Genomic DNA, 2138 nt, shown 5'->3' on the forward strand with positions numbered 1-2138 from the left:
GTTTTTGAAAATTTTAAACCAAAACCTTTTAACGTAAGGTTTCAGTTATAACGTCCCGCCGGCTTTGTGAAGTGGCGGATTTTTATAACTGATGTTTACAAATATACCGAAAAGTTTTAAAGAAAATTGCGGTAAAATAGGAGAGAAGTGCAAGCACTGGCTCCTCCAATTAAACACTGACCCCGCCATTTTACAAAACCGCTGTTACCAGCTGTTTTTTATTCTAACACTTTGCAATTAACTTCATATGGTTCCTTTGGGAAGCCATATAAAATCACTTTCTGTTTGTCAATATATTTTATTGGAATTAGTTTTTCTGAATATTTGTCTGAGTAGAGCGAAATAAATAGAGTTTCGTTTAGTTTTTCTAAAACAATTCGACTTCCTTCATTTCCCATTCGTTTGTTCATTTCCTGTATCGCCGGAGAATCCAAAATTTCATTGAAGATTACATTCAATTTTTCTCCATTCCAAACGAGTTCAAATCTCAAATTTTGAATTTCGCTTTCTGTTAATTTCGTTTCTGTTGCAATTAATTTTTCGTAATCATTTTCAAAAATACAATCTTCAGTTACAGATTCGGTTTCGCTTATAACTTTATGAATTTTTCCCTTTCTGAAAAACCTAATTCTGTTTGGATTAACAAACTTATGTTCAATTTCTGTTAGATTTTCATTCCATTTTTCATTTACTTTTTTTACAAGAGAAATGTCGCTGTATTTTTCAACGCTAAAATGTTTAATAGCATTTTCATCAAACTCAATTATGTCTGTTTCGCCATAATGGTCGGGAGTTTTTATGAACAGCCAATTTTCTTTCATATGCATTTTTTTTAAAATAGCTGGTAACGTCCCGCCGGCTTTGTGCAGGTGGGGATTTTTATTACTGACGGTTACAAATATACCGAAAAGTATTTAAGAAAAAACTTCTTTTTAAAGAAGAAATGCAAACACTAACCACTCCAAAAAATCCCCAAAACCCCACTTGCACAAAACCGCTGTTATGCGATGCAATTATTATAGATTTCTTGAATACCTCAATTCCAAAAACTGAATTTCATCATAGTCTTGATTTAATTTGAAATCAAACTCCTCAAGTAAATAATTTAATCCAACAGTTCTATTTTCAATTACCTCAAATAATGATTTTCTTTTAAATAAAATCTCATCTTCATAAGTTGAGTTATCAAAATCATTAATCATTTCTAAGTCCAATACATTACTTTGTGATGGTATATGAATTTTCAAAAATGCGGGTTTGTAACCTATATTTTGTGTTTGAAAGAATTTTTCGGTACTATCTGCAGATTTAGAAGTTGACATATAACCAAGATCTAAATAATGACCATTCATTAGGTATCTTAGCATTTCTTGATAATTGCATCCACGATATACGGTTTGCTGAACTGTAGTTTGTTGATTTGAAAACGCACTATCTAGTGTACTTAAATATTTATTGACTTTTGATGAAAGATTAAGATTTGCACGCAAAATTGCATTCAGTTGAAAAGTAAAACCATTTGTAGAGAGATCAAATGCCTCGATTTTTTCTTCTTCTGTGAATGAATCAGTTGAACTATTGACATATACTTTAATAGCTATAATTTGCTCAGGATTAATATTTATTTTGGTCGTATTTTTGTCGTTTTTCATAACGTTTTTTTATTGTTTCGCATAACGTTTTTCGGCTTGAAACAGTGGCAAATTTTTGTCACCGTCGAAAACAAATATACCGAAAAGTTTGCAAGAAAAAGCTTCAAATCGAAGATTAAAATATTCACAAAATTTTACCGATAAATCCCGAACGTTGCCATTGTTTTAAACCGGTGTTATAATGGGTTGCGACACACAAAATTGGCACACACAGTAATCACAATATTTACACATTTCGATTGAGTAATGTTTTCAGTTCTCATTTTTGCGTTTCGATTTTCGCATTATTTCCACGAAGTAATTGCGGTGTAAATTTCCGCAAACAACTTCCACAAAGTAATTCCGCGTAGAATTTTCAGAGAGATTTTTCGTTTAGATTTTCCTTAAAATTATTCCACAAAGTTTTTGAAAATTTTAAACCAAAACCTTTTAACGTAAGGTTTCAGTTCGCACGGGGAGTCATCCATTATAACGTCCCGCGGCTTT

At 31.6% G+C, this 2138-nt stretch carries 2 protein-coding genes; both read right to left on the reverse strand.

Annotation, left to right across the window (positions count from 1 at the left end; genetic code table 11):
- Positions 1-218: 218 nt before the first annotated feature.
- Complete coding sequence (locus ABGT15_RS14675; protein WP_367232211.1) at positions 219-821, reverse strand: hypothetical protein; 603 nt, start codon at positions 819-821, stop codon at positions 219-221.
- A gap of 195 nt (positions 822-1016) precedes the next feature.
- The gene (locus tag ABGT15_RS14680) at positions 1017-1652 is read right to left on the reverse strand and encodes an ADP-ribosyltransferase (protein WP_367232212.1); all 636 of its coding nucleotides are present in this window, start codon (positions 1650-1652) and stop codon (positions 1017-1019) included.
- Positions 1653-2138 lie beyond the last annotated feature (486 nt).

The sequence above is a fragment of the Flavobacterium enshiense genome (assembly GCF_040750275.1).
Taxonomy (GTDB): domain Bacteria; phylum Bacteroidota; class Bacteroidia; order Flavobacteriales; family Flavobacteriaceae; genus Flavobacterium; species Flavobacterium enshiense_B.